Below are 24,042 nucleotides of genomic sequence, written 5' to 3' on the forward strand. Positions count from 1 at the left end.
TGTTGTGACGGGCACGCTGCGACCGGCTCGGTACGACCGATGAGGAAGCTCGCAATGCGTGACCTTATGGCGGAGCTCAAAGAACTCTATTTTCCGGCGGCCTACCGTCCATGATGAACCAAAAATCTAGGGGTCAGAATTTAAGTCAATCTTTGTGCTCAGGACGCTGGGTAGCGCGCTCTTAGGTACACCGTGTTCCACAGCACGATCGCCGCCGTTACATGTTGAGGCAGCTGGCACGGTAGCGCTGCTGCTCGAAGCTTCGATCCCTGATCTCGCCCAGGCGATTAAAGAACACCGCCCTGGCCAGGCCGTTCTGGCGCGGATAGCTGCCGAGCTCGCGCACCATCAGCGAGGCGGTGATGGTGCCCTGCTTGATCGAGCTGGCTCGGCGCAGGATGTCATCCCAATGGGCGCGGACGTGCTTATGTTTAGGATGCCGCCGATTAGCGCCAGTTGGCGTTCCGGGTTCTGGTCGAAGCTACTGACCTGGATGTAACCGATGCGTTGTCCCTGCAAGATGCCTTCATGGGCTAGATGGTCGGCAGGGATTGGGGACCCATCGCGATGAGATTTTGTAGCAAATAATCGAACCCTAAACCGCTTGATTTTTACCTGATGCCAAGATAAATATGTTTGACATGCCAGACTCTTGAATATCTACATTAACAATCTGATAGTCATTGTTATCTTTAGATAACTGAATTTCATGAAGAGAAATATCGTTTTCCCCAAAAGGATAATTTTCGTCCAAGACGTAACCTCTTGGCGGATTAGAGGGATCAATCAAAATATTCAAGATGGCTTGGTTCGAGGCTTTTCCATCGTCCGTGTTAGCGTGTTGCCTAGACGCTGCAAATTCACTGGCAATTTCTTGGACTGTAGTGATGCTAGCCAATCCGTAGTCACCTGCCGTATTAGGAGCAAACTCTGCACTGTGTATAAGCGCTTTCGTAACTTCTCGGTTTTTATTCATGCCCCAGTTTTTGTAGTTGGTAAGCTCAGGCATTTTCTCCGCATAACAAGCGATCCCTCGAAAAATATACTTTCCTTGAATGGGCGATAATTCAACTGCGAAATTTTTCATTTCGGAGGCAATAAATTCAACCGTCTCATCATCTTTGTCACCAGATACATAGGCCAAGATAGCATCCTGGAAATTATTGGCATCTTCAGGGTTTTTGTTTTTATCCGAAGCCCTTTGCTTTTCTAATAAAGACTGCTCATCTGGCGTAGTACAACGTTCTGGCGGATAAGCGTTATTTTTTGACCGCACTCGGCTTGCGAAATTTGGGACAAGCTCGTCATCACTGCTATCAGGTTCGTCTTGATCATGGGGCGAGTGGGCGGAGCGCTCAAGACGGCCTCTAACTTGCTGACTTAACAAGGTAGACGGTTGCCGGGCCGTGCGCGCCATCGCAGCGCTTGGGCTTGGCAAAGTCATGGATGCAGGCGCCTCAGATCCCCTTCGAAAGCCTACCCCCAGAACGTCATACTCAGACCGTTCATTCAACTTCGCTCGGATGACTAATATATCCTGATTGCGCCGCATCCCAAATTGAGCGATCCCGTTCTCGGGCTGATTGGGCGAAATCTGCAACCGGCCACTTCTAATAGCCTCTTTTGCAAACCTAGCCAAGGTCTGTTCCTCTTTATTACCTTGCGCCTCTTTGGCATTCAACGCATCGAATGTGTGATGACTCAACATCGCCGACGTTAGCAGGTGGGCATGCCCTGATGGATGCAGTGCTGCCGCGGTTTGCGCGGCTTCGGCAGGATTTGCTGAACTGGCTTGAGTATTGTAGGCGCTTGAGCCTCTAATAGGATCCATTATCTTCCCCAAGTATTGATGCTAACACTGAGTCATGGGTGGTATGAAATCTTGCGCGGTTCCATTTGATCGCAGCGCACTTGGGACGACGAAGTGGGCAGTTCACTGGTCGCGCTGTATCTGCTCAAGCGTATCGTGATCATCGAGTGCCATCGGCTCCCCGGACGCCAGAGGCCTCAACCTTGTAACGGCGGCCATTGTGCTGTGGAATACGATGTGCCTGGAGCGCGCCACCCACTCCCTGAGCGAGATCGGCAGGCCGGTGGAGGGCGAGCTATTGCAATACCTGTCGCGGTTGGGCTGGGGAGCACATCAACCTGGCCGGCGACTACGTCTGGCGGCAGAACCCAGACTGGAGGACGGGAAGTTCAAACCGCTACGGTTGCCCGGAATACCTTAGCGTACGATTTTTTCAGAATTCTGCGGCCTTCCCATACTCAGAGTTTATCCAGGATTGGAACCGATAGGGAGATTCGTGCCACTCAATGCATCGTTTTGATATTTTGCATCTGGAGTATTTTATGGGTCCCATTAGAGGCGGAGTCTCAGTTAACTTGCAGGTCGGACCAACCCATATTGAAGGGGGCACACCGGAGCCTGCGAACACGCCACCATCCCTGCATGCGAGTTCTCTAACGCTTGCATATCTAAGCAATCACTCATTTATGTCTTTGAACGCCATGGAGAGTCAAGGTCGTGCAAGCGATAAACAACTTGCTACGCTTGTAAAAAAATTAATCCAGAGTGATTTTTTGCAACTATCGCCTGGTCATCAACAAACTGGTATTACTGGCGTTGTTCAATATGGGAGGCAAGAAAATAAAAATACCTTGGTAGTACGGGCGAAGCTGAATGAAAAATCTGAATATGACATTTTGGCCGTGGGGTTACGTAAGGCGTCCGGAGAACTGGTGTCGATGACGTTGCCCAAGCCGAGGGATGAGGCGGCGGGCATTGCCCGGTCGCGACCTTCTCTATTGAGTCTTCCAAACGAGCTCCTGCAACAGATCGCCGAACAGACAGGCCAACGCAACAACGGGGTGAATGTGAGTCTGCGAGGCGTCAATCGGCACATGAAAGCCATAGCAGACCGACAGCTATCTGACGGACAGCGCTTTTTGGTGCAGAACGGAGAGAGCCTAGAGGCGATGGGGCATAGCGCTGTTGATATGCAGTTCTTAGGCACGCGTTCCGCAGCGGAGCAAGGCTTTGTCCTTGCCAACGGAGCGCGCCTGAAGGAGTTGGGGCATAACTCTTTTGCTATACGGGAATTAGCCGCGTGTCCCGCAGCGCAGCAAAGCTTTGTCCTTACCAACGGAGCGCGCCTGAAGGCGCTTGGGTATAGAGCTGTTGTTATGCGTTTCTTAGCCGCGTGTCCCGCAGCGGAGCAAGACTTTGTCCTTGCCAACGGAGCGCCCCTGAAGGAAATGGGCCATAGTGTTGGTGCGACGCAGTTCTTAGCCACGCGTCCCGCAGCGGAGCAAGCCTTTGTCCTTGCCAACGGAACGCGCCTGCAGGCGCTGGGGCATAGCGCTGGTGCTATGCTGCGCTTAGCCACGCGTCCGGCAGCGGAGCAAGCTTTTGTCCTTTACGGAGTGCGTCAGTAATCGCCGAGATCAGGCTGGGAGGTGCCGTACATTTCCTGCAGTGCGCCTGGATTTCGCTGACACTCAAACCGCGAGCGTAGATGTAGTCGCTCGCGTTTGAAAACATGCGGGCTCGGATCCCATTTCTCAGATCAGATTATCTGCAAATGGCATGGGCTAGTTTTGGTAGAAATCCCGTCCTGCAAAGCTATCCATCCTCGCGGCTATGCCACATCAGCAAGCTAATTCATCGGTGCGCATGGACGGAACAGGGTCTAAGACTTCAAGTTGACAGTATAGATCGATCATGACGTCATCGCCCGGCAGGACAGTGAGTCGTATCTCTACTACGACTTGGGCAATTCCTATAGCACGAACCTTTTCTCAAGGTGTCGATACGCCGGTATAGGGAGGAGGTTGCGCTGACTACCGATGAGCGTGCCATCGTCGAAGGCGACAACGAAAAGATCCAAGATTGGAACCTATAGGTATACTCGTGCCACTCAATGCATCGTTTTGATATTTTGCATCTGGAGTATTTTATGAATTCAAGTGGTATAGGCCCTCCCTCAGGTAACTTGCAGGTCGGACCAACCCATATTGAAGGGGGCACACCGGCGCCTGCGAACACGCCACTATCCCTGCATGCGAGTTCTCTAACGTCAGCATATCTAAGCCAACACTCGTTTCAGTTTTTGAATGCCATGGGGAGTCAAGGTGTCGGAAGCGATAAACAACTTGCTAGCCTTGTAAAAAATTCAATGCAGAGTGATTCTTTGCAACTTTCGCCTAATCATCAACAAACTGGCATTACTGGTATTGTTCAATATGGGAGGCAAGAAAATAAAAATGCTTTGGTAGTACAAGCGAAGCTGAATGAAAAATCTGAATATGACATTTTGGCCGTGGCGTTCCGTGGCGCATTCGAAAAGCCGGTGTTGATGAGGTTCCCCGAACCGAGGGGTGATGCTGCAGGCACTGCCCCGTCGCAACATCCTCTATTGAGTCTTCCAAACGAGTTCCTGCAACAAATTGACGAACCGTTGCAGTTCACGCCGCCGCCCCCAACGGCAAGCACTCAGCCATCCACCGTAAACCCCGCAGCAGACTTCGCTCGCCTTCACTCGCCGCATCCCGGTCCGTTTCGGCTCTCCGGTGATGACAAGCCTGAAAGCGCCGAACGCAATCAGCGGCTACGTAGCGCTTTACTGTGCGGCTGGGACAACCTGAGACGGGTTGACCCTGATCTAGTAAGCGGCCTCTTAAACTACTATCAAGCCAACGTGTCCCTGTCGCAGGGGGAGTTTGGCATACTGGAGGCAACCTTCGAAAAAAACACCCAAGGGCTTTACCTGACAAGATTGGGTTATGGGGGCACTGAAACAAATTGGGAGAATGAGACTGGCGTGGTGCTTCCCGAACAGGCTTCCCCCCCTCCAAGGGGTGAACTTACGTCGTACACCCAACAGCCCCGATCACTGTCGCCGTTGTTAACAGAGGAACCGACTGGCAGCAAGGGCAAAAAGCGGGCCGCGCCCTCTCCGCCAGAGCCGCCATCCACTCGCCCAGGTTTTCAGCCCACCCAACTGGGGGGCACACAGATTCAGGGGATTCCCCTTGAACGAAAGCAATCGCTGGAGCAACTGGTTAATAACACCATACTCCATGCGCAAAAAAGTAAAGTAGGGAAAAATAGTCCGGCGGTAAATCAACGATTTAAAGAGGGTGTCGCAGCGATCAATGCCCAGCCCGGAAAGACACCCATTGATCAACAAGCGGCCGCTGCTTTCTACGCGAATGCCTCCGCTGGAGTTACGCCATTTCCAAAAGTATTATCTGAGAAATTCAGCGCGAGCAAAGACAAACTCGCGAAGACCAAGCTCGGTCCCGACGCCACTGCCGCCGATTACGCCCGCGCGAACAAAGACAAACTCGCGAAGGCCAGGTTCGGTCCCGACGCCACCGCAATCGATTACGACCGCGCGAACAGCACAAAACGCGCGAAGGCCATGTTCGGTCCCGACGCCACCGCCGCCGATTACTCCCGAGCGAACAAAGACAAACTCGCGAAGGCCATGTTCGGTCCCGACGCCACCGCCGCCGATTACGCCCGCGCGAACAGCGAAAAACGCGCGAAGGCCATGTTCGGTCCCGACGCCACCGCCGCCGATTACGCCCGAGCGACCAAAGACAAACTCGCGAAGGCCAGGTTCGGTCCCGACGCTACCGCCAACGATTACGACCGCGCGAAAAAAGACGAACTCGCGAAGGCCAAGCTCGGTCCCGCCGCCACCGCCAACGATTACGACCGCGAGACCAGAAAAAAACTCGCGAAGGACAGACTCGGTCCCGACGCCACCGCCAACGATTACGACCGCGAGACCAGAAAAAAACTCGCGAAGGCCAGGTTCGGTCCCGACGCCACCCCCGCCGATTACTCTCGCGCGAACAAAGACAAACTCGCGAAGGCCAGGCTCGGTCCCGACGCCAGCGTCACGGATTACAACCGCGCAATGATAGCCGCCCAAGCCGTTCGGGAATTAGGTCCGACGGCCACGGCTGCTGATCTTGCAACGCTTCAGGCTCAGGAACTAGCTTTGGCGGCGCAGCTAGGTGTCCGTGTCGAGGAGATTCGCAGTGCAAGAAAGCAAGGACCTGCTTCTGGGGAACCCTCTTTTCCCGGGCCAAACCAGCGATAGCACACACAAGGTCATGGCGCGGGCGATATGCCCCAGCGCCTTCGGTTCGAAGAATGAGGACGGCATTCCCACTAAACTAAAAGACAGGAAGGCAACGTCGCCAAAAGAGGGCGCCAAGCCCGCCCTTGTTTCGTTTCCCACTCGCCAATCAGGCCAAGTCATCGGTACCGCACGACATCAGTGTTAGTCGCCATCTTGCGGCTATCCGATGCTTGGTTAAGCCAGCGAAAGGCGCGATTCAACTCAAGCCAATTGAAACTATTGGACGTGACCAGGGCCAATTTGGGTGGTTGAAAGGCCGTTAGCGATGTGCAGCAAGATGAGCTGGGTGGACAGTTCAATCTGGCCCGTCCCAGTTGTGGGGGAGCACGGTGCAGTACGAACGTGCAGAATAGGTGTCGCGGCTGGCGTCTGAAAACACGCGGTCTCGCATTTATCCCATCTATCGGCTCAGATTCTGCAAATGGCATGGGCTAGTTTTGGTAGAAATCCCGTCCTGCAAAGCTATCCATCCTCGCGGCTATGCCACAGCAGCAAGCTAATTCATCGGTGCGCATGGACGGAACAGGATCTAAGACTTCAAATTGACAGTTCAGTTGAAACAATAATGACCATTCGCCATTTGCAGATAGTGTGGGCCCGTCGCGATGAGCGCGAGCCGCTACCCATATGTCCCCCATGATTTCACTATAGATCGACCATGACGTCATCGCCCGGCAGGACAGTGAGTCGTATCTCTACTACGACTTGGGCAATTCCTATAGCACGAACCTTTTCTCAAGGTGTCGATACGCCGGTATAGGGAGGAGGTTGCGCTGACTACCGATGAGCGTGCCATCGTCGAAGGCGACAACGAAAAGATCCAAGATTGGAACCTATAGGTATACTCGTGCCACTCAATGCATCGTTTTGATATTTTGCATCTGGAGTATTTTATGAATTCAAGTGGTATAGGCCCTCCCTCAGGTAACTTGCAGGTCGGACCAACCCATATTGAAGGGGGCACACCGGCGCCTGCGAACACGCCACTATCCCTGCATGCGAGTTCTCTAACGTCAGCATATCTAAGCCAACACTCGTTTCAGTTTTTGAATGCCATGGGGAGTCAAGGTGTCGGAAGCGATAAACAACTTGCTAGCCTTGTAAAAAATTCAATGCAGAGTGATTCTTTGCAACTTTCGCCTAATCATCAACAAACTGGCATTACTGGTATTGTTCAATATGGGAGGCAAGAAAATAAAAATGCTTTGGTAGTACAAGCGAAGCTGAATGAAAAATCTGAATATGACATTTTGGCCGTGGCGTTCCGTGGCGCATTCGAAAAGCCGGTGTTGATGAGGTTCCCCGAACCGAGGGGTGATGCTGCAGGCACTGCCCCGTCGCAACATCCTCTATTGAGTCTTCCAAACGAGTTCCTGCAACAAATTGACGAACCGTTGCAGTTCACGCCGCCGCCCCCAACGGCAAGCACTCAGCCATCCACCGTAAACCCCGCAGCAGACTTCGCTCGCCTTCACTCGCCGCATCCCGGTCCGTTTCGGCTCTCCGGTGATGACAAGCCTGAAAGCGCCGAACGCAATCAGCGGCTACGTAGCGCTTTACTGTGCGGCTGGGACAACCTGAGACGGGTTGACCCTGATCTAGTAAGCGGCCTCTTAAACTACTATCAAGCCAACGTGTCCCTGTCGCAGGGGGAGTTTGGCATACTGGAGGCAACCTTCGAAAAAAACACCCAAGGGCTTTACCTGACAAGATTGGGTTATGGGGGCACTGAAACAAATTGGGAGAATGAGACTGGCGTGGTGCTTCCCGAACAGGCTTCCCCCCCTCCAAGGGGTGAACTTACGTCGTACACCCAACAGCCCCGATCACTGTCGCCGTTGTTAACAGAGGAACCGACTGGCAGCAAGGGCAAAAAGCGGGCCGCGCCCTCTCCGCCAGAGCCGCCATCCACTCGCCCAGGTTTTCAGCCCACCCAACTGGGGGGCACACAGATTCAGGGGATTCCCCTTGAACGAAAGCAATCGCTGGAGCAACTGGTTAATAACACCATACTCCATGCGCAAAAAGGTAAAGTAGGGAAAAATAGTCCGGCGGTAAATCAACGATTTAAAGAGGGTGTCGCAGCGATCAATGCCCAGCCCGGAAAGACACCCATTGATCAACAAGCGGCCGCTGCTTTCTACGCGAATGCCTCCGCTGGAGTTACGCCATATCCAAAAGTATTATCTGAGAAATTCAGCGCGAGCAAAGACAAACTCGCGAAGACCAGGCTCGGTCCCAACGCCACCGTCGCCGATTACGAGCGCGCGAACAAAGACAAACTCGCGAAGGCCAGGCTCGGTCCCGAGGCCACCGCCGCCGATTACTCCCGCGCGAAAAGCGAAAAACGCGCGAAGGCCATGTTCGGTCCCGACGCCACCGCCGCCGATTACGCCCGGGCGACCAAAGACAAACTCGCGAAGGCCATGTTCGGTCCCGACGCCACCCCCGCCGATTACTCTCGCGCGAAAAAAGACGAACTCGCGAAGGCCAGGCTCGGTCCCGACGCCACCGTCGCCGATTACGACCGCGCGAACAAAGACAAACTCGCGAAGGCCAGGCTCGGTCCCGACGCCACCGTCGCCGATTACGACCGCGCGAACAGAGACAAACTCGCGAAGTCCAGGCTCGGTCCCGACGCCACCGTCGCCGATTACGACCGTGCGAACAAAGACAAACTCGCGAAGGCCAGGCTCGGTCCCGACGCCACCGCCAAGGATTACTCCCGCACGAACAAAGAAAAACTCGCGAAGGCCAGGTTCGGTCCCGACGCCACCGCCAGGGATTACGACCGCGCGAACAAAGACAAACTCGCGCAGGCCAGGTCCGGTCCCGACGCCACCGCCAACGATTACTCTCGCGCGAACAAAGACAAACTCGCGAAGGCCATGTTCGGTCCCGACGCCAGCGCCACGGATTACAACCGCGCAATGATAGCCGCCCAAGTCGTTCGGGAATTAGGTCCGACGGCCACGGCTGCTGATCTTGCAACGCTTCAGGCTCAGGAACTAGCTTTGGCGGCGCAGCTAGGTGTCCGTGTCGAGGAGATTCGCAGTGCAAGAAAGCAAGGGCCTGCTTCTGGGGAACCCTCTTTTCCCGGGCCAAACCAGTGATAGCACACACAAGGTCATGGCGCGGGCGATATGACCCAGCGCCTTCGGTTCGAAGAATGAGGACGGCATTCCTAAACTAAAAGACAGGAAGGCAACGTCGCCAAAAGAGGGCGGCAAGCCCGCCCTTGTTTCGTTTCCCACTCGCCAATCAGGCCAAGTCATCGGTACCGCACGACATCAGTGTTAGTCGCCATCTGACCTGGGGCGCTACCTGTAGCGGCTCGCGTTTGAAAACACGCTGGCTCGCATTCATCGGCATTTCTGGCTCACATTAACTGCAACCAGCGAAAGCCGCCGGCTCACATTAATTGCAAATGAGCTCGCATTCGACGGCGCGGGCTCGCATTTCATTGCGACGGGCTCACGCTATCTGCAAATGGCGGATGGCGGTTTTGCCTAACAGTGGAATGCCGGCCAGCGTGTTTTCAAACGCGAGCCGCTAGAGGTAGGCAGTCTCCTGCCAAGACTTTTTACAAAAAACTAATTACATTCTCTCGATTCCGGACAACTCAATTATTGTATTTTCGTGTCCGGAACTCGAATCGCTCTCAGACCACTCAATACTCTCGACACAAGGCCGTGAGTCAACTCACGGACTCTCCCAAGCTCGGTGTGCCTGGCCGTCCGCTGTACCGTAAGGACTCTATAACCGATGCGTATTTCCTCAGCCAGCCCGCCGCCACACGCGGTTGTGCCAGACCAGCCACCCTCGGCAGTCGCCCCCATTTCAACTTCGACTTCAACGACAGCGCCACCAGAGCCACCAGAGCCACAACGCGCGGCACGTACGGATGCGACAGGCGCACTGATCAAACCGGGCAATCCCTCACAAAAAACGTCGTTGTCCCAGGCTGCCCTTGATCCATCGTCTACGGGGCTACGCTTCTCAGTGAGGCGGCAGCCAATTATTGAGACATCCGACAATGTGCTGAGGCCTACTGTTAACGGCAACTTTATTAACTACGAGCCTGCCCTATTGGTCCAACCAAACCCCCACTCATGGCCCCTACAACGACACCCACAAAATCCTGTTCTTTCCACTGACCCCACTGACCCTTACTGTCGTAAGATAAATGAAATGGCACAGCAGGAAAGTGATGGAGAGAACAGTTTAAATAGCAAGTTCAATGGTTATAAGTATCAATCGTCTGACCTACGAGATGGAATTAACAACTTTAGATCGATTCCTGGTGTGGAATCAAACCCTAACCGCCCTTACTCTCTAGATCCAACATTTCAGGAGAAGGCACAAGTCAGCCACTATAGTGGCAGTTCTAATAATTTGGAGGCAGGGGAAGTTGCCGTTGGAGAACATGGGCATGTCAGTTTAGACGATTTTCCCGATCCCGAAAAGCGGTCCGGGCGCACCTTGGGGCACAGCCATCCACCCGGCCCGCATACAGCATGGGAACCATCCCTTAGGGATCAAGCGACAGCTCGACAGCTGCCGCATCTTCAAAGTTTTGTAAAGGTCCCTGACGTGGCAGGAAAGCCTGAGATGGACATTCTGCAGTTCAACGGTGCTTTCCCGCCACGCCACTATATTGCGCTACCCAACCCTCACGGGCATCCGGTGCCTCCCGACTCCCCGGACATCCCATCGTCTCCTGAGGGCACTTTTCAATATCCACCATTTAAAAATCCGCCTGCTACCTATCAAGGGCCGCCCGTCGCATCTCCAGGGCCTGACGGGTATGATTCCCGGTCTCCCTCACCAGATGATGAGCAAGGGAATCGATAATTGTAGCGACCTGCATTCATAAACACGCCGACCTGCAATTAGCGCGTTTTTCGACCGGAATTAATTGCGCCTATCCGGCCTGCGAACCGGGGTTAATGGCGAATGAACTTGCATTTATCCGCTTCGACCTGCAATCCAACACGGCCGACCAAGACTAATTGCAAGTGAGCGGCCGCCTGTACTGTTCCATATGGGTACACCCCAGATTGACAGTCAGCCACACTGGCAAATAACGCCAATTTAAGGTGGGTATCTCTATTGATTGACACGGATGGAGCAGGGTCTAAGATGTCAACTTGACAAAGTTGAGGTAAGAGAAAGATGCAAGGGCAACGCGTCGGCTACATTCGGGTCAGTACGTTAGAGCAGAATACTCAACGTCAGCTGGAGCATGTTCAGGTTGATCGTACTTTCATCGACAAGGCGTCGGGTAAGGATATCCAGCGGCTCCAACTCGACGCATTACTCGCATTTGTCCGCGAGGGCGATACCGTAGTCGTGCACAGCATGGATCGTTTGGCGCGTAACCTCGACGACTTGCGCGGTATTGTCCAAAAGTTGGTCAAGCGCGGAATTCGCATCGAGTTTGTTAAAGAAGCATTGACGTTTATTGGCGATGATTCGCCAATGGCCACGCTGATGCTTTCTGTGATGGGAGCCTTCGCAGAATTCGAGCGAGCTTTGATCCGCGAGCGACAGCGTGAAGGCATAGCGCTAGCTAAGCAGCGCGGTGTCTACCGGGGCCGGAAGAAATCACTATCCCCGGAGCGGATCGCGGAACTGCGTCAGCGGGTAGCCTCCGGAGAAACTAAGGTGCAGGTTGCACGCGATTTTGGCATTAGCCGCGAGACGCTGTACAACTACCTCGCGAAGGCTGATAGCGATGCCGTTCGCGCGGCATAAGCAAATCCCCACAGATTCGCTGTTGCAACTGCGACAGCGGCTTGATCGTTTGCCACGCAAAAGCCCTGAGCGCGCCAGGCAGGTACAGGCCGTTGCCGAACTATACGGTGTGTCGTCCACCACTGTTTATCGCGCATTATATGCCTTCAAAAAACCACACTCGGTACACCGCGCTGACCACGGCAAACCGCGCGTACTTCCACAAGCCGAATTAGAGCGTTACTGCGATCTAGTCGCGGCCTTGAAACTGCGCACCACCAACAAGAACAATCGCCACCTTTCCACACCCAACGCGATCAAGTTGCTGGAGAATTTTGGCGTCGAGACGAAACAAGGCTTAATAAAGGCGCCCAAGGGGCTGTTGACCAAGCCGACCGTCAATCGTTATCTCGACCGCTGGCACTTGGACCATTCACATTTGACGCGCGAGCCCGCTGCCGTGCGTTTCCAAGCTGAGCATAGCAACGATTGCTGGCAGTTCGACATATCTCCGTCCGACCTCAAACGCATCGACAAGCCAAACTGGATCGACCCCAGCAAGGGCGAGCCTACACTGGCGATTTTCAGTGTGGTTGATGACCGAAGTGGTACCGCTTACCAGGAGTACCACTGCATCTACGGTGAAGATGCGGAAACAGCACTGCGTTTCCTGTTCAATGCCATGACCCCCCAAGGCCGACGCGCAGAACCCGTTTTAGGGTCGACCTAACATGATCTATCTAGACAATGGCCCTGTCGCTACATCCCGCGTTTTCCAGAACGTGATGCAAGCACTCGCGATTGAATGGCAGACACATCTTCCTGCCGGCAAGGACGGCACGCGAACAACGGCTCGATCCAAGGGCAAGGTCGAACGTCCGTTTCGCACGGTCAAGGAAGCCCACGAGACTCTGTACCACTTTCACAAGCCGGAAACTGAGCAGCAGGCGAACGAATGGCTGTCGCACTATCTGGTGCATACCTACAATCAGCAGCGTCATCGTTCAGAGTCGCGCACTCGCATGGCGGACTGGCTCGCTATGCTGCCAGACGATGGCTTGCGCGAGATGTGTACTTGGGAGCAATTTTGTCGCTTCGCGCGCGAGCTTGAGCGGCGCAAGGTCGGTATCGATGCACGTATCACCATCGATGGTACGCAATATGAGCTTGATCCGGGCATGGCCGGCGACCATGCGATTCTGCTGTGGGGCCTGTTCGACAATGAGTTGTACGCCGAGTATGAGGGCGAGCGCTTCGGCCCCTACTATCCGGTAAACGGCCCTATTCCGCTGCGCCGCTATCGGGCCGTCAAACGAACCAAGGCGGATGAGCGCGCAGACCGTATTCGCTTGCTGGCTGACCAACTTGGACTGCCGATTGCCGCCCTATCAGGCACCGACGTGCGCTTGACGGATGCTCCCACATCGGCGGCAAGTATTCCTCGTCAGCCGTTCGACCCGCACGCACACGAGTATCACTATCCGACGGTGATCGCGGCCAAATTAGCCATCGCCGAAGAGTTGGCTAAACCACTGGCCAAGCTTACGGTTGAAGACAAAACATTCATCGACCAGATGCTGGCCGAAACGCTGACGCGCAGCCTTGTTCTAGCGCGCGTGCGTGAGAACTTCCGACATAAAAATAAAAAGGGGTCTCAACATGCGAGCTGAGGTGATGCAGCATTTCGGGTTGGCGGTGCCATTCAAGCAGTCAGGTTACTACGAGACGGAGCACCACAAGGATCTGATCAAGGACGTTCGCGGTGCCGTAATGGAAGGTCGCCTGGTCGCTATTTGTGGTGTGATCGGTAGCGGTAAGACTGTGCTGTTACGCAGGTTGACCAAAATGCTGCAAGACGACAAGAAAGTGATCGTCTCCAAGTCTGTCGCCGTGGATAAGCACAATATCAAGCTGGCCACGTTGATCGAGGCCCTTTATTACGACTTATCGTCTGAAAAACAGGTGCAGATACCTAAGAAGATCGAGCGCCGCGACCGACAGCTTCAAGAGATGATTTTGAAGGGAAAGAAACCCATCGTCATGTTCGTCGATGAAGCGCATGACTTGAACGGACGTACACTCACTAGCTATACATCCTCGCGGCTATGCCACAGCAGCAAGCTAATTCATCGGTGCGCATGGACGGAACAGGGTCTAAGACTTCAAGTTGACAGTTCAGTTGAAACAATAATGACCATTCGCCATTTGCAGACAGTGTGGGCCCGTCGCGATGAGCGCGAGCCGCTACCCATATGTCCCCCATGATTTCACTATAGATCGACCATGACGTCATCGCCCGGCAGGACAGTGAGTCGTATCTCTACTACGACTTGGGCAATTCCTATAGCACGAAACCTTTCTCAAGCGCCTGCGCGCATTGCAAGGCCTGCATTTGCTTTGGCTTCAATCTGCCTAAGGAGATAGGCATACGGATCATGACCATTCAGCCGCGCAGACTGGATCAAGCTCATGATCGCGGCCGCCCGTTTGCCGCTGCGCAGCGAACCTGCGAAGAGCCAGTTCTTGCACCCTGGTGTCCACGGGCGGATCTGGTTGTCGCACTCATTATTATCAATTGGTATGGCCCCGTCATCGAGGTAGCGCGACCGCGCTGCCCAGAGTTAAGCTGTAATCCAGCGCTCTGCCAATAGTCGAGCACGCACAAGATCGCCTTGGCGATCATTCAGGCGTGTAGGGTCTTCATCACCGGAACCGCTTTTTCTTGCCGTATTCAGCCGCGTAAATGGATCAGCGTTTCGCAGTCATCACCGACCCATTTGCCCCCGACATGACGTTCGATACTAAACACGCCGGGCGAATAGTCCAGCTTCTCGCTGACGTTGAGTGCGCAGCCACCTGGGCAGTGAGTGTTGTCCCGGTTGTGATGGATCAACGTGCGTGGAAACTCTGCTGACAACGCATTGCGTTTAGGCTTTTGCTTTTTCTCGGTCGGTGGCGGAGGGGTTTGTAAGGGGTGAAGCTCATCTTCAATCGCGGCGATATCGGTCTCGATCAGGTCATCGAGCAAGCTGGCCTACTGCGGATTCAACTGCTCGCTGCGCTTGGCAAACTTCAAGCGCAGCGAGCCGCGAGACTCGTGGGTCAGGTTTTCGATAAGCCTGGAAGCCGCCTGCCAGAGTGCGCTGGCACTGAGCGCATGCAGTTAAAAAGCCTCGAATCGATCCTGTGCCAAGGCTTGGAGCCTGGCGCGGGCCCCAGCAAAACTTACCTTTCTGCCTGACGAACACATCACCACTTTGGGCCAGCGGCCAACATCCCCGCTTGACTCTTTAACGCAAGCACTTCCATGAATTTATCTGTGAACTTGTTTTTCCGGCGATGCCGTAGAAAAACGCTCAACGTTGGGGTATTCACATTCAGTCTCGACAGATTAAACCGCTGGTGCGGGACTGTTGAGCAGCGAACGCATAGTGGCAGGCGTATTTCCAATTGATGCCGAAATAAATGCCCAGTGGAGGGAACCGAAGTGCCCGAAGGGGTCACTCACCTTTACTAGGCATTAACGCTTAGTATCAAAATATGGAGAGTTAATATGTTTCCTTTGATAGCTGCAGCGGTCACTAGATTACCTCAGGTACTTAAGGCTGCTGACACTGCCGCCAATGTGCTGCAAGGCGCTAGCGCGGCGAGTGATCTGGCAAAACTCAAACCACCAAAGCCGCTGGATCCAACAGACGTTGCCACCGCTGGCGGTGGGGACTCCAAAATCAATTACTAGTGTTCTGTCGCAAAATAAACTCTCCGAAAATCGGCTGTGCTTTCTCGGTGATCACAGCCTGGGAGGCGAACAAATGTTGATCTGGAGAAGTTCTTCGACCGGGTCGATCACGATATTTTGGTTGATCGCTTACGCAGGCGGATTGTGGATCGGGCGGTTATCCGGCTGCTTCGGACGTATCTGGATGCGGGAACGCTGATCAATGGCGTGGTCGAGGAGAGCGGCTGCGGGGCGCCGAAAGGCGGCCCGCTTACGGCGCGTACGATCTTGCATACGTTTTTCTCTTCTGTCTGGTTCAGTTGAACTCTCGCTGGCGTTAAAACCGAGATCCGGATCAACGAGGGCACCCAACTTGCGTTCATATTCACTCTTTAGCCTTACCGGGTGGGCAAGCAGTTCAACAACTTGCTGCCACACAAGTGCATCTAGACGGTCATTTATATCTGCTGATTCACACAGACATGTGCGCCTTCAAAGCGGTAGGCATCGGTTCCAATGCGATGATAATAGGCATAGTCCCGAAGCTGACTTTTGCCCGATGCCTTTTTGGATTTTTTGCCGTAATAGACCTAGTGACAATGGTCGCAAACATTCAGGTCCTGAAGCAGGTAAACAGAACCATGACGGCGCTAACGAGTCGCTCTGCGATAAAGGCTCCATAGCTACAACAAATACTTGTCGCCAATAGCTATGGAGCAAAAAGCGGCATACACACCGTAACCGGTGTCCGGATTTACTTGAACAGTTCAACACTGCGGTCTCCCCTCAAAAGTCACACTACGTATTCAATCTCGCGATTACGGATGATCTAGAGGCATTTCTCGCGCCTAGGCTTGACGAGGCTGTGTCTCGGGAGAGGCTGGGTATTCGATTTGCCTTTCTTCAAACCAACAGTTTGCTATGGAAAAATGCTTTTAACGATCCGGCGAAGGACTTGGTCATCTGCAGTGAACCTATGGCGATATCACTATTTTCTGCTTTGATTTTGCGAGGGCGGCGTCGGGGTTACATTTGCACTCGGCGCCCGGCCGGTCTCCAGATGCTCTGCTAGTTGTTGCCGGAGGCCGTTGTCGACAACCCTTCCAGCTCGCCGATTCGGCAGCGTTGGAGCCTGGTTAGTTGCAGAAGATGCCAAATCCTGATCCAGACGCTTTTGCAACTCTGCCTTTATATAGTCACCAGTGAATTGTCCGCGTCGCAGTTCTAACTGCGGTGAAATACCCGAATTTGGCGGGTTTACAACTTTATCCTCCTTGGAAGAAGAGGCGTTCTTTTTCTTCCGGACGGCCTCGACTTGCCGAGTGTTTTTCGGATCCATGAGCCAATGGTCCTCGAAAAAGTCGGCGAATTCTTGATGGCTGAATTGATACTGCGGACCACGGAGCGGGATAAGCGCGGAAGTAGCAGATGTCTTCGCCGACATAGTGGTCCGCTGTGGTTGTAATGCAGCGCTCTTGCCGAACATCTGCCGTAACTTGCCTTTTACGAGATAGGCATGGGCGGTGGGCAGCGCAGTCAGACGGCTACTGGAACGTCCGTCATTGACACGCCTATCCGCAAGCATACTTGCCATTTTCCGATGCATAGTCTGGCCATTAACGCGCTGGAGTTCTTTATGTATCGCCTTCCGTTCAGCGGCGATATCGCCCTGTGGCGTCTGCTCCGAATTTGCTGGCATTGGAGTGACCGTAGATTGGCTGGGATGTTTGTCGACTTCAACTTCTGGCAACTCTCGCGCATGCTCCAGCATCACCTTTTCCATACTGATAGATTCACTATCGAAAATGCGCTCTGCGCGAAAGGCTAACGCCTCAAGCTCAAATTTGTCGTCATGCGGCATGAAGTTGGCTAGCAAAATACCTATGCACCCATCAAGGCTCATCCCGACACCGAACTGGGACACTGGTTTATCCCGAGCCGGATTAGCCATGAATAGGTCGTTCATTAATCCAAAGGAGGCAGATTTGGCTAGTAACCGCTGCGTCGGAGTGCCATGCATTTGCAGACGTAAGAGATAATCCTCGGTACGCGGCGTGAGGCGATTTTTTAAGCTGGCCCTCGGAGGGACTGCTGCCTCAGTCGTGCTTGAGGCTGCAGCGGTATGAGTGGCAACGGAGGGGGGGGGAGTATCAATGGCTGGTGGACGATTAATCTGCATGAGGAGGACCCAATGTGGATAGTCGCACCCTGAGTGGTCAAAGGCTGAATGGGGTTCCTGAGACTTTTAGACGAGGAGATATCACAAAAGGCGATCGAGAAAAAAGGTGTTGTTATGCTCCCCTTTATGGGGAGGGGTTGTACATAGGTTTCATTCACGAACGGGGGGAGCACCGGTCGCTTTCTCTTTTTCATCCGCTCGCGAGATCAAATTTACCCACAGCAATGCAATGCAATGAACGAGCGGTGGAAGGTGAACGCTTCCTTGTTCTTTTGCGATATCGCGGCCATCGGAGCCGAGCTGAAGGCGGTCAGTCCGACCATCTATGCCTCTGCGGCTTAGGTGGCTTTTCACCGTTCTTGCTCTAATCTGGTGCGATCAGTCCAGCTCTACTGATAACAATCCAGAGCCCCATTTCCAATGCCGGCGGCCCAACCCAAGTAAGGGCGTGTTGTGGCTCCGAGTCCCTCGTTTCAACCTTCGCATTTTATTTTCTGGTGATTCCGTTTGATTTTCTAATGACCATTGAAGGAAAGGTAGGTAGTAAATGCAATAGGCCGTCTAAGCCACAAGTTTATAGTGGCGTCTATGGAAACCTTCAGCAGTATCGAATGCGTTGTGCGCAGCGCCGGAGTCGGCAGCTTCTCCGAGGTCGTTCAATGTTTGAGAGATACTAGCTGGGGAGCCAAGAGTATTGCCAAGTAGGAGGTGTGCTTCGGAGTGGGGCTGTTCAGCGCCGCACCGCGGAAATTCTTCTAGCAACGGCCCGACTTCACGACATAAAACCTTTCACAAACGGCGCCCATGTTGGCGTTCAAGGTTTTCGCGACACGGCTGGCTGTGGTTGGCTGGTTCCATTCTTAATGAAAAGAATTCCAATCGAAGTGAAAACTCATGACACCCGCGGGCACCCGGACATGGCCGCGTTCACCGCCGATCACGGTGAATACGCCAAACCCGGTCAGGCCTTCCGTTACTCCAGCGGTGATAGCAATCTGTTGTCCGCCGCGCTGAAAAACATCGTCGGCCCGACCCGCTATCCGGACTACCCATGGACTGCTTTGTTCGAACCCTTGGGGATTCGCCACGCCGTCTGGGAAAGCGATTCCACAGGCACCTTCGTCGCGTCGTCCTACGCCTATATCACCGCCCGGGACCTCGCGCGCATCGGTCTGTTGATGGCCCGTGATGGCCGTTGGGGCGAGCGGCAATTGCTGCCTAAAGACTGGGTCGCCTTCAACCGTGAACCGTTCGCCCGCTATCAAGCCAATCAGGACGACGCCGTGCCCGGCGGCCATTGGTGGCTTAACCGCGCGGTGAAAGGCGCCGCAAAACCATGGCCCGATGCACCCTCCGATACCTTCGCCGCGCTGGGTCATTGGGGCCAGGCGATGTACGTGATTCCCAGCGAAAACCTGGTGATCGTGCGCTACGGCGATGACCGCGACGGCAGCTACCGGCACAACGACTTGCTCAAACTCGCGCTCAAGGCATTTGCCGCGAAGGGGCAGCCATGAAGCGTCACAGCTTTGTTCGTCGCCGACCGTTCAGCACGCTGTTGTCGGTCCTGCTGGTCGCCTTGCTCGGCTGGATTTGGCAGGAGCGCGTGGCGCTGTGGGCATTCCCGGACATCATCAGCAGCTATACCGCCAAGGAATATTGTTCGTGCCGTTACGTGATGAACAACCCGGCCGAGTATTGCCACGGCTATGTGAAGCAGTGGCTGCCGACCAGTGGCTTTACCGATGACACCGCCAGCAAGCGCGTTACCGTCAGCGGCATGGGCCGCAGCAACAGCGCCGTGTGGGTCGGAGAACGCCAAGGCTGCCGCCTATCGCCATGACTGCGCAGATGCTCTTTGTGGCGAGGGAGCTTGCGCCCGCTGGAGTGCGAAGCGCTCCCAAAACCTGACAATGGATTTCTTCAGGAAGATCACATACTCAGGATTTGCGACTGCTGCGCAGCCGAGCGGGAGCAAGCTCCCTCGCCACAAAGGTCGAATTGGCATAACAGTTTGTTTGCAACCTGTCTCAGGGCGGTTAAGGTTCGTGCAGGTTTATCTGCCCCACGAGTCTCTATGTTCAACCGCTTCCTCTGCAAAACCCTCGCCTTCCTGCTGCTGGCCGGTGCCACGCTGTCGGCCCACGCCGATTGGTACCTGGATGGCGAGTCCTCGCGGCTGTCGTTCATCAGCACCAAAAATACCAATATCTCCGAAGTGCAGCGCTTTCTGGTGCTGCACGGCAAGGTCGATCCCAAAGGCCTGGCCGAGGTGGAAGTCGAGATGGACTCGGTCAACAGTGGCATCCCACTGCGCGATGAACGCATGCGCAAGGAGCTGTTTGAAATCCAGACTTTCCCCGAAGCACTGATCACCGCGCAGATTGATCTACGCCCGATCAACGATCTGGCGCCCGGCGCGCAACTTGAATTGCGCCTGCCGCTGACCGTCAACCTCCATGGCAAACAACACGAATACAACGCCGAACTGCTGGCAACCCGTCTCGATGACCGACGCTTCCAGGTGGTGACCCTCGAACCGCTGATCATCAATGCCGCGGATTTCGACCTGGCCCCCGGCCTGGACAGTTTGCGCAAGGTCGCCGGTTTGTCGGCTATCAGTCTGTCGGTGCCGGTGGGTGCGGTACTGATTTTCACGGCGCGCTGACATGGCCGGCGCGATTTTCCCCTGGCGTGAAGGCAACCGCTTTGAACTGCTGATCGACGGTCCGCAGTTCTTCCCCCGCATGTTGGTCGCGATTGCTCGCGCCGAAGAGCAGGTCGAACTGGAGTTGTACCTGGTGGAGGCGGGTGCCTGTGCCGAAGCGATGGTTCAGGCGTTGGTCCTGGCTGCCGAACGTGGCGTGCGCGTGCGCTGCCTGTTCGATGATTACGGCAGCCTCGCGTTCACTCTGACTTTGCGTCAGCGTTTGATGGCCGCGGGTGTGGAGCTGCGTTTCTACAATCGCCTGAGCTGGCGGCGTTGGGTGGGCAACTTCTACCGCGATCACCGCAAGCTGTTGCTGGTCGATCAGAGCTTGGCCGTGGTGGGCGGCACCGGGGTGACCGATGAGTTCTGGACGCCGGGCGAAGACACCAGCGAATGGCACGAAGTGATGGTGGAAATCACCGGTCCCTTGGTCATCGACTGGCAGTTGCTGTTCGACCGCCAATGGATCGCCAACCGCCATCGGCGCGCCTGGAAACCCGCTTCGCATTTCGGCTTGCCGCGTCTGCCACGCGTGCCGTCCACGGGCGAAGGCATGGGCCGGGTGGCGTACGCCGACGCCCGTCAGCACCGGGACATTCTGCAATCGCTGGTCCGTGCGCTGAACAGCGGGCAGCAACGGATCTGGCTGGCGACGCCGTATTTCCTGCCGACCTGGAAAGTCCGTCGCTCACTGCGCCGGGCAGCCGTCCGAGGTGTCGATGTGCGCCTGTTGCTGACCGGGCCACGCACCGATCACCCGTCGGTGCGCTACGCCGGGCACCGCTATTACCCGCGATTGCTCAAGGCCGGGGTGCAGATCTTCGAATACCAGCCGTGTTTCCTGCATTTGAAAATGGTCCTGATCGACGACTGGGTGAGCATCGGCTCGTGCAATTTCGATCACTGGAATCTGCGCTTCAACCTGGAAGCCAACCTAGAGGCGTTGGACCCGGGGCTGACGCGGGCAGTGGCGGCAAGTTTCGAGAGGGACTTTGCGCAGAGCCAGGAAGTCAGCCTGGAGGCATGGCAACGCCGGCCGCTGTGGCGGCGGGTGAAGCAAAGGATTTGGGGATGGGTGGATCGGCTGGTGGTGAATCTGCTGGATCGACGGGGATAGTCGTCACACCCAAAACAAAATGTAGGAGTGAGCCTGCTCGCGATGGCGTCATGTCATTCAGCATTGATCTAGCTGATAGACCGCTATCGCGAGCAGGCTCACTCCTACAGGGTTTTATGTGTTGCCTGAAAATTACAGCAATTCAAAGCTCTGCTGCGTCACGTCCTGGGAATCGAGGCCGATCTCCACGTTGAACTTGCCCGGTTCTGCCGCGTACTTGAGCTGGGTGTTGAAGAACTTCAGGTCATCCTCGGTGATGGTGAAGTGCACGACTTTCTGTTCGCCGGCCTTCAGCGTGATTTTCTGGAAGTTCTTCAGTTCCTTGAGCGGACGGATCATCGAGCCGGTCACGTCCTGGATGTACAACTGCACCACGGTTTCGCCGTCACGCTTGCCGGTGTTCTTCACCATGACGCTGGCGTCGAGCTTGCCGGTTTTGTTCAGTGTGGTCGACGACAGTGCCATGTCGCTCAGACTGAAATCGGTGTAGCTCAGGCCGAAACCGAACGGGAACAGAGGACCTGTGGTGTCATCGAAATACTGCGAGGTGTAGTTGCCCGGTTTGCCCGGCGTGAATGGCCGGCCAATGCTCAGGTGGTTGTAGTAGGTCGGAATCTGGCCTACCGAACGCGGGAAGGTGATCGGCAATTTGCCCGACGGGTTGTAGTCACCGAACAGTACGTCGGCGATGGCGTTGCCGCCTTCGGTGCCGCTGAACCAGGTTTCCAGAATCGCGTCGGCCTGTTCCTTCTCTTCGAGAATTGTCAGGGGACGGCCGTTCATCATCACCAGCACCAGCGGTTTGCCGGTGGCTTTCAGGGCCTTGATCAAATCGCGCTGGTTGGCCGGGATGTTCAGGTCGGTGCGGCTCGACGATTCGTGGGACATGCCACGGGACTCGCCCACCGCTGCCACCACCACATCGGCATTCTTGGCGGCTTTCACGGCTTCGTCGATCAGCTCTTGGGCCGAACGCGGATCATCCACCACTTCCGGTGCGTCGAAGTTGAGGAAGTTCAGGTAATCCAGCACCTTCTTGTCGCTGGTGATGTTGGCGCCGCGAGCGTAGATCAGCGTCGATTGCGCGCCCAGTGCAGTGGTCATGCCGTCGAACAGGGTCACCGATTGCGCGGGTTTGCCGGCGGCGGCCCAGCTGCCCATCATGTCGATCGGTGCCTTGGCCAGCGGACCGACCAAGGCGATTTTCGCGGTTTTCTTCAGCGGCAGGGTTTCGCCCTGGTTTTTCAGCAACACCATGCTGCGGCGCGCAACATCGCGGGCTTCGGCGCGGTGCAGGCGGTTTTCGGCGTAGGTGTCGGCCGGATCATCCTCAGCCTTGCCGATGCGCAGGTACGGGTCCTTGAACAGGCCCATGTCGTACTTGGCGGCGAGCACTTCACGCACGGCGTTGTCGATGTCGCTTTGCTGGATCTCACCTGCCTTCAACAACCCCGGCAGCTCTTTGCCGTAGAGGGTGTCGTTCATGCTCATGTCGATGCCGGCCTTGATCGCCAGCTTCGCGGCTTCGCGACCGTCACGGGCGACGCCGTGTTTGATCAGTTCGAAAATCGCCCCGTGGTCGCTGACGGCCAGGCCCTTGAAGCCCCATTGCTTGCGCAACAGGTCGTTCATCAGCCAGGTGTTGGCGGTGGCCGGCACGCCGTTGATCGAGTTCAGCGCGACCATTACCCCGCCAGCACCGGCGTCGATGGCGGCGCGGTACGGCGGCAGGTAATCCTGGAACATTTTGACCGGGCTCATGTCGACGACGTTGTAGTCGCGACCGCCCTCGACCGCGCCGTACAGGGCAAAGTGCTTGACGCTGGCCATGATGCTGTCGGCCGCGTTCGCGCCCGTGCCCTGGAAGGCTTTGACCATCACGCCGGCGATGCGCGACACCAGGTACGTGTCTTCACCGAAGCCTTCGGACGTCCGGCCCCAGCGCGGGTCGCGGGAGATGTCGACCATCGGTGCGAAGGTGATGTCGAGGCTGTCCGCCGCGGCTTCCTTGGCGGCGATGCGCCCGGACAGGCCAATGGCGTCCATGTCCCAGCTCGAGGCCAGGGCAATCGGGATCGGGAAAATGGTGCGATGGCCGTGGATCACGTCATAGGCGAAGAACATCGGGATCTTCAGCCGGCTGCGCATGGCCGCGTCCTGCATCGGACGGTTTTCCGGGCGGGTGATCGAGTTGAACGTGCCACCGATGTTGCCGGCGGCGATTTCCTTGCGGATCAGCTCCCGCGGCATTTCCGGGCCGATGCTGATCAGGCGCAGCTGGCCGATCTTTTCATCGAGGGTCATCTGCTTCATCAGGTTGCTGATGAACGCGTCCTTGTTTTCCAGAGGTGCGGGCGTCGTGGCGGCCAATACGTTATGACTGGCCAGGCTGACGAACAGGCCCAGCAAACACAGCTTCTTCAT

General features: G+C 55.4%; 12 protein-coding genes and 6 pseudogenes. 12 read left to right on the plus strand and 6 right to left on the minus strand.

Features of this window, described 5'->3' with window-relative positions; all coding sequences use genetic code 11:
• Positions 1-182: 182 nt before the first annotated feature.
• Together ABH912_RS27710 and ABH912_RS27715 are read right to left on the minus strand one after the other, a co-directional pair.
• Positions 183-450 (minus strand): annotated as a pseudogene (locus ABH912_RS27710) (Tn3 family transposase); the annotation flags it as partial.
• Between the two features lie 145 nt (positions 451-595).
• A complete protein-coding gene (locus ABH912_RS27715; RefSeq protein WP_156363891.1) occupies positions 596-1,831 on the minus strand; it encodes a hypothetical protein in 1,236 nt (411 codons plus the stop codon).
• 166 nt (positions 1,832-1,997) lie between these two features.
• Here ABH912_RS27715 and ABH912_RS27720 point away from each other — a divergent pair.
• The 7 genes and pseudogenes from ABH912_RS27720 to ABH912_RS27750 all read left to right on the plus strand — a co-directional run.
• Positions 1,998-2,231, plus strand: a pseudogene (locus ABH912_RS27720) (Tn3 family transposase); the annotation flags it as partial.
• Positions 2,232-2,316: 85 nt separating this feature from the next.
• Complete coding sequence (locus ABH912_RS27725) at positions 2,317-3,438, plus strand: hypothetical protein (RefSeq protein WP_156363890.1); 1,122 nt, start codon at positions 2,317-2,319, stop codon at positions 3,436-3,438.
• 485 nt (positions 3,439-3,923) lie between these two features.
• Positions 3,924-6,116, plus strand: a complete 2,193-nt coding sequence (locus tag ABH912_RS27730) for a hypothetical protein (RefSeq protein ID WP_429512126.1) — start codon at positions 3,924-3,926, stop codon at positions 6,114-6,116.
• An 899-nt stretch (positions 6,117-7,015) separates the two neighbouring features.
• Positions 7,016-9,271 carry a hypothetical protein gene (locus ABH912_RS27735; RefSeq protein WP_429512128.1) on the plus strand — a complete coding sequence of 752 codons (2,256 nt, stop codon included), beginning with the start codon at positions 7,016-7,018 and terminating at the stop codon, positions 9,269-9,271.
• A 2,062-nt stretch (positions 9,272-11,333) separates the two neighbouring features.
• Positions 11,334-11,915 carry a recombinase family protein gene (locus ABH912_RS27740; protein ID WP_033058928.1) on the plus strand — a complete coding sequence of 194 codons (582 nt, stop codon included), beginning with the start codon at positions 11,334-11,336 and terminating at the stop codon, positions 11,913-11,915.
• A gap of 4 nt (positions 11,916-11,919) precedes the next feature.
• A pseudogene (locus ABH912_RS27745) lies at positions 11,920-13,564 on the plus strand (IS481 family transposase).
• Entirely contained in the window at positions 13,554-14,159 is a 606-nt protein-coding gene (locus ABH912_RS27750; protein WP_429512130.1) for an AAA family ATPase, read from the plus strand. Before ABH912_RS27745 ends, ABH912_RS27750 begins: the two are co-directional and overlap by 11 nt.
• 152 nt (positions 14,160-14,311) lie before the next feature.
• On the opposite strand, the pseudogene ABH912_RS27755 reads toward ABH912_RS27750, so the two are convergent.
• Both ABH912_RS27755 and ABH912_RS27760 read right to left on the minus strand, forming a co-directional pair.
• A pseudogene (locus ABH912_RS27755) lies at positions 14,312-14,537 on the minus strand (IS66 family transposase); the annotation flags it as partial.
• An 88-nt stretch (positions 14,538-14,625) separates the two neighbouring features.
• The gene (locus ABH912_RS27760) at positions 14,626-14,922 is read right to left on the minus strand and encodes a hypothetical protein (RefSeq protein WP_197281756.1); all 297 of its coding nucleotides are present in this window, start codon (positions 14,920-14,922) and stop codon (positions 14,626-14,628) included.
• Positions 14,923-15,705: 783 nt separating this feature from the next.
• Here ABH912_RS27760 and ABH912_RS27765 point away from each other — a divergent pair.
• A pseudogene (locus ABH912_RS27765) lies at positions 15,706-15,888 on the plus strand (group II intron reverse transcriptase/maturase); the annotation flags it as partial.
• A gap of 712 nt (positions 15,889-16,600) precedes the next feature.
• On the opposite strand, the gene ABH912_RS27770 reads toward ABH912_RS27765, so the two are convergent.
• Positions 16,601-17,563, minus strand: a complete 963-nt coding sequence (locus ABH912_RS27770; RefSeq protein WP_033058921.1) for a hypothetical protein — start codon at positions 17,561-17,563, stop codon at positions 16,601-16,603.
• Between the two features lie 1,127 nt (positions 17,564-18,690).
• Here ABH912_RS27770 and ABH912_RS27775 point away from each other — a divergent pair.
• From ABH912_RS27775 to ABH912_RS27790, 4 genes and pseudogenes are all read left to right on the plus strand, one after another.
• A pseudogene (locus ABH912_RS27775) lies at positions 18,691-19,308 on the plus strand (serine hydrolase domain-containing protein); the annotation flags it as partial.
• Positions 19,305-19,634: an amidase gene (locus tag ABH912_RS27780; protein WP_429512132.1), complete on the plus strand. Its 330-nt coding sequence runs from the start codon at positions 19,305-19,307 to the stop codon at positions 19,632-19,634. The pseudogene ABH912_RS27775 and the gene ABH912_RS27780, both read left to right, overlap by 4 nt.
• Before the next feature lie 234 nt (positions 19,635-19,868).
• On the plus strand, positions 19,869-20,459 hold the full coding sequence (locus tag ABH912_RS27785; protein ID WP_429512134.1) for a YceI family protein: 591 nt from the start codon (positions 19,869-19,871) through the stop codon (positions 20,457-20,459).
• Position 20,460: 1 nt separating this feature from the next.
• Positions 20,461-21,618, plus strand: coding sequence for a phospholipase D-like domain-containing protein (locus ABH912_RS27790; RefSeq protein WP_429512136.1), 1,158 nt, complete (start codon positions 20,461-20,463; stop codon positions 21,616-21,618).
• A 132-nt stretch (positions 21,619-21,750) separates the two neighbouring features.
• Here ABH912_RS27790 and bglX read toward each other — a convergent pair whose 3' ends face one another.
• Entirely contained in the window at positions 21,751-24,042 is a 2,292-nt protein-coding gene (bglX, locus tag ABH912_RS27795) for a beta-glucosidase BglX (RefSeq protein WP_033058914.1), read from the minus strand.

It is taken from the genome of Pseudomonas sp. BT76 TE3572, assembly GCF_050435365.1.
GTDB classification, from domain to species: domain Bacteria; phylum Pseudomonadota; class Gammaproteobacteria; order Pseudomonadales; family Pseudomonadaceae; genus Aquipseudomonas; species Aquipseudomonas fluorescens_W.

Bases quoted from the DNA above. Each gene is read 5' to 3' on its own strand.
- ABH912_RS27780 (WP_429512132.1), top strand. From the start codon at position 19,305: ATGAAGCGTCACAGCTTTGTTCGTCGCCGACCGTTCAGCACGCTGTTG.
- ABH912_RS27785 (WP_429512134.1), top strand. From the start codon at position 19,869: ATGTTCAACCGCTTCCTCTGCAAAACCCTCGCCTTCCTGCTGCTGGCC.
- ABH912_RS27740 (WP_033058928.1), top strand. From the start codon at position 11,334: ATGCAAGGGCAACGCGTCGGCTACATTCGGGTCAGTACGTTAGAGCAG.
- ABH912_RS27735 (WP_429512128.1), top strand. From the start codon at position 7,016: ATGCATCGTTTTGATATTTTGCATCTGGAGTATTTTATGAATTCAAGT.
- bglX (WP_033058914.1), bottom strand. From the start codon at position 24,042: ATGAAGAAGCTGTGTTTGCTGGGCCTGTTCGTCAGCCTGGCCAGTCAT.
- ABH912_RS27725 (WP_156363890.1), top strand. From the start codon at position 2,317: ATGCATCGTTTTGATATTTTGCATCTGGAGTATTTTATGGGTCCCATT.
- ABH912_RS27770 (WP_033058921.1), bottom strand. From the start codon at position 17,563: ATGGCTAATCCGGCTCGGGATAAACCAGTGTCCCAGTTCGGTGTCGGG.
- ABH912_RS27715 (WP_156363891.1), bottom strand. From the start codon at position 1,831: ATGGATCCTATTAGAGGCTCAAGCGCCTACAATACTCAAGCCAGTTCA.
- ABH912_RS27790 (WP_429512136.1), top strand. From the start codon at position 20,461: ATGGCCGGCGCGATTTTCCCCTGGCGTGAAGGCAACCGCTTTGAACTG.
- ABH912_RS27730 (WP_429512126.1), top strand. From the start codon at position 3,924: ATGCATCGTTTTGATATTTTGCATCTGGAGTATTTTATGAATTCAAGT.
- ABH912_RS27750 (WP_429512130.1), top strand. From the start codon at position 13,554: ATGCGAGCTGAGGTGATGCAGCATTTCGGGTTGGCGGTGCCATTCAAG.